The 3,644-nt window shown below is 61.7% G+C and carries 6 protein-coding genes; 4 read left to right on the top strand and 2 right to left on the bottom strand.

Features of this window, described 5'->3' with window-relative positions:
- The first annotated feature begins 194 nt into the window (after window positions 1-194).
- The 3 genes from cueR (at window position 195) to WS45_RS23760 (ending at window position 1,442) form a co-directional block, all read left to right on the top strand.
- Window positions 195-599, top strand: a complete 405-nt coding sequence (gene cueR, locus WS45_RS23765) for a Cu(I)-responsive transcriptional regulator (RefSeq protein WP_059701975.1) — start codon at window positions 195-197, stop codon at window positions 597-599.
- Between the two features lie 215 nt (window positions 600-814).
- Window positions 815-961: a DUF3563 family protein gene (locus WS45_RS33935; protein ID WP_006478295.1), complete on the top strand. Its 147-nt coding sequence runs from the start codon at window positions 815-817 to the stop codon at window positions 959-961.
- 145 nt (window positions 962-1,106) lie between these two features.
- Window positions 1,107-1,442, top strand: coding sequence for a hypothetical protein (locus WS45_RS23760; RefSeq protein WP_059701973.1), 336 nt, complete (start codon window positions 1,107-1,109; stop codon window positions 1,440-1,442).
- A gap of 15 nt (window positions 1,443-1,457) precedes the next feature.
- Here WS45_RS23760 and WS45_RS23755 read toward each other — a convergent pair whose 3' ends face one another.
- Both WS45_RS23755 and WS45_RS23750 read right to left on the bottom strand, forming a co-directional pair.
- Complete coding sequence (locus WS45_RS23755; RefSeq protein ID WP_059701971.1) at window positions 1,458-2,303, bottom strand: 23S rRNA (adenine(2030)-N(6))-methyltransferase RlmJ; 846 nt, start codon at window positions 2,301-2,303, stop codon at window positions 1,458-1,460.
- Window positions 2,304-2,414: 111 nt separating this feature from the next.
- Complete coding sequence (locus tag WS45_RS23750; RefSeq protein WP_059701969.1) at window positions 2,415-3,386, bottom strand: potassium channel beta subunit family protein; 972 nt, start codon at window positions 3,384-3,386, stop codon at window positions 2,415-2,417.
- A gap of 163 nt (window positions 3,387-3,549) precedes the next feature.
- Here WS45_RS23750 and WS45_RS35200 point away from each other — a divergent pair.
- A partial coding sequence (locus WS45_RS35200; RefSeq protein WP_124496677.1) for an SDR family NAD(P)-dependent oxidoreductase occupies window positions 3,550-3,644 on the top strand: 95 nt, incomplete at its 3' end.

The raw sequence follows: 3,644 nt of genomic DNA, 5'->3' as shown, positions 1-3,644 counted from the left end.
GGGGCGGCGAAAACGCGAGTGCAGGCAATCGAACCTCTCCGTTTGCTGTCCAAGCGCGTCGCCGGAATCCACCGCTTGTCACCGCCCGCGCCGGAACGAAATCTCGCGATTTGATACGATCGAAGTGTCGTCGACGGCTGCTTGCCTCGATGTTCATGTTCGAACCAGTGCTTGATGGAGAGAGAGGGCAGAGAATGAATATCGGCGACGCCTCGCGCGAATCCGGCGTCAGCGCAAAAATGATTCGGTACTACGAACAGGTTGGTCTTCTTGCGCCCAGCAAGCGTAGCGACGCCGGATACCGGATCTACGGTTCGGACGAAGTCCATATCCTGCGCTTCATCCGCCAGGCGCGGCGGCTCGGTTTTCTCGTCGAGGATATCCGCAAGCTGCTGATGCTCTGGCAGGACCGTACCCGCGCCAGCGTCGAAGTGAAGTCGATCGCCCTCGGACACGTGGCCGAACTCGACAAACGCATCGCGGAATTGAGCGATATGCGCAATACGCTCGCCGATCTCGCCGCGCACTGCCATGGTGACGAACGACCTGAATGCCCGATCTTGGCGCGCCTGGCCGAACCGATCAGTGAACCAGATTAGTGCATGCCCTCCAGGTCGAAAAGAGGCATTGACTCGATGTTCATAAAAATCAATGAGTTAAAGCAGATACTTCACAAACCATTCCGAAATGGAATGGATTCCATGCAAGCATTTCACTAGCATCTTGGTGCGGCATCGCTATAATTCGGGATAACCCTATACGGGAAATCCCTGCATCTCGATTCGCCAGGGGTCCCCCTTCCTTGGAGAACATCATGATCGCCTACATCGTTGAAAAGCTGAGCAACTGGTTCGAATCCGCAGAACGTGAGCGCCGTGAGGCATACCTCGCCACGTCGTCGGACATCGTCCAACTCGAGAGCCGCATCCGCTCGCTCGAAACCAACGGCTACTCGCTGTAATCAGAGTCACCGTCAGGTGCCGCGTGGCACCGAACGAAAAGCAAGCCCCGTGTTGACGGGGCTTTGTTTTTTGTGCGCTTGATCTGGCGAAATCGTCGGCGCGGCGCTATGGTATGGGCCTGTTTTTAACCGGAAGAATACGACCATGCACTTGCGTCTCGATGTGCGTCACGTTTCTCGCGTGCGTCTCGTTCTGGGGGCTGTCGTGCTCGCTCACGGCGTGGCGGCCGGGGCGGCGGCGACGTCCAAGCCGCTGATTCTCGATACACAACGTGGGATCCAGGATGGCAAGGGCGGCCTGGTATTGCAATCGGCTCCGTTATCGTCCGAGCCGATCGTCGAGCCCGCAGGCATGCGAGCGCCGGCCGGGCAGGGGGCGAATTCATCGATCCCGCTGTTTGTCGCGCCGTATATCAATGTGCCCGGCTGGGGCGTGTCGCCAGCCAATCAGCAGAGACCCACGCCCAGACCGCAGCCATAACGGCAAGACGTCCGCTCAGTTCCCGCGCTGCTCGATCTGGCACCGGGCGCCGCTATCCTGTCCCAGTCGTTCGACGAGATAGGGCAGCGCTTCGTTCATGCTCTGCGCGAGTGTGTACGGCGGATTCAGGATGAACATCCCGCTGCCGTAAAGGCCCAGGCCGTCTGCCGGCGGATTCGATACCGTCAGCGTGAGGTGCAGCCAGTTGTTCGGTTGCAGGCGCTTGAGCTGCTCCGGAAAACGCTGCGATTCCACCCGCGCAACCTGCGGATACCAGATCGCGTAACAGCCGGTCGCGAAACGCTTCAGGCATTCGGTTACGCAAGTCACCGTGCGCGCGTAGTCCTTCTTGTCCTCATAGGACGGATCGATCAGCACCAGCGCGCGTCGTGGCGGCGGCGGCAGCAGCGCCTTGATGCCCTCGAAGCCGTCACCGGCGAAAATCATTGCACGGCGCCCAGCATCGCGGAAGTTGTGACGCAGCACGTCGATTTCCGTCGTATGCATTTCGAACAGGCGCATCCGGTCCTGCTCGCGCATCGATCGCCATGCGAGATACGGCGAGCCCGGATAGTAGCGAAGCTCGCCGTCGTCGTTCAGCGCGCGCACCTCGTCGACGTAATCACCGAGCGCCTCGGGCAGGTTCTTTTCGTTCCACAGCGGTCCAATGCCGGTGTCGAATTCCCCCGTTTTGGCGGCATAACCTTCGCGCAGCGAATACACGCCGGCGCCGGCGTGCGTGTCGATGTACCAGTACGACTTGTCTTTCTTGTTCAGGTAGCGCAGCAGTTGGACGACGACGGCGTGCTTGAGCACGTCCGCGTGGTTGCCTGCATGAAAACCGTGACGATAACTGAGCATGGCGGGCTGCCTGAAACGAAGGATGAATCGATGAAAACGGACGATTGCGCGTGGCCGTCGGGCCGCGCGCCAATGCGGCCGCGTATTGTACGCGAGTGGGCGTGAGTCGCCTTACTCGAATGCGTCGCCGACGACCTCCTCGATACGTTGCTTGACCTCCGGCGTCAGCTTCGCGGCGACGTCGAGCGCGCGCATGTTGTCGCCGATCTGCTCGATCCGCGACGCGCCCGTAATGACAGAGCTCACGCGCGGATTCGCGAGTATCCATGCGATCGACAGTTGGGCGGTGCTGCAGCCGAATTCGGCCGCGATCGCGCCGAGCCGTTCGACCACGTCGTTGCTGGCCGAATCCGTCAGCCGGGCGCGGAGCCAGTCGTAGCCCGGCAGTTGCGCGCGGCTACCCGGCGGTACCCCGTTCCGGTACTTGCCGGTGAGCAGCCCCGATGCCAGCGGGCTCCAGGTCGTCAGGCCGAGACCGTAGTCTTCATAGAGCCGCGCGTATTCCTGCTCGACCCGGATACGATGGAAGAGGTTGTACTGTGGCTGCTCGACGACCGGCTTGTGCAAATGGTGCCGCTCGGCAATTTCGTACGCGGCGCGAATCTCGTCGGCGCTCCACTCGGACGTGCCCCAGTACAGCGCCTTGCCGCGTACGATCATGTCGCTCATCGCCCAGACGGTCTCCTCGATCGGCGTGTTCGGATCGGGGCGATGGCAGTACACGAGGTCGACATAGTCGAGCTGCAGCCGGCGCAGCGAGCCGTCGATCGCGTTCAGCAGATATTTCCGGTTCAGCGTGTGGTATTGGTTCGGCGCTTCCGCGAGTCCCCAGAAGAACTTGGTGGACACGAGATAGCTGACGCGCGGCCAGCCGAGCGACTTGAGCGCCTGGCCCATGATTTCCTCGGATTTGCCGCCCGCATAGACCTCGGCGTTGTCGAAGAAATTGACGCCCGCATCGCGGGCCGCCGCAAGGCATTCACGGGCAACCCGCTGGTCGACCTGGTTGCCGTAGGTGACCCACGAGCCGAGCGAAAGCGCGCTGATCTGCAGGCCGGAGCGGCCTAGTCGTCGATAGTGCATGGGCGTCTCCCGCGACCCGGAACCGACATTAAGCTTAGACGTTTTGCGCGCGAACGGCGGGGCCGATCGTGCACAATAGCGGCTGGCCTGCCTGCACGACCGCGCGACGAAGGCGGATGCAGCGGGGCGCGCTTTTTCGATCCGATAACGGAAGGAGACGGACATGGCAGCAGATCTGAGCGGCAAGACCGCAGTCGTCACGGGCGCCGCAAGCGGCATCGGCAAGGAAATCGCACTGGAGCTCGCGAAGGCGGGCGC

Source organism: Burkholderia sp. RF2-non_BP3, assembly GCF_001522185.1.
Classification (GTDB): domain Bacteria; phylum Pseudomonadota; class Gammaproteobacteria; order Burkholderiales; family Burkholderiaceae; genus Burkholderia; species Burkholderia diffusa.
The sequence above is the reverse complement of the archived record's forward strand: the minus strand, read 5'-3'. Positions and strand labels throughout refer to the sequence as shown.

Excerpts from the sequence above, each read along its gene's own strand:
- WS45_RS23750 (WP_059701969.1), bottom strand. The coding sequence starts at position 3,386 with ATGCACTATCGACGACTAGGCCGCTCCGGCCTGCAGATCAGCGCGCTT.
- WS45_RS23755 (WP_059701971.1), bottom strand. The coding sequence starts at position 2,303 with ATGCTCAGTTATCGTCACGGTTTTCATGCAGGCAACCACGCGGACGTG.
- cueR (WP_059701975.1), top strand. The coding sequence starts at position 195 with ATGAATATCGGCGACGCCTCGCGCGAATCCGGCGTCAGCGCAAAAATG.
- WS45_RS33935 (WP_006478295.1), top strand. The coding sequence starts at position 815 with ATGATCGCCTACATCGTTGAAAAGCTGAGCAACTGGTTCGAATCCGCA.
- WS45_RS23760 (WP_059701973.1), top strand. The coding sequence starts at position 1,107 with ATGCACTTGCGTCTCGATGTGCGTCACGTTTCTCGCGTGCGTCTCGTT.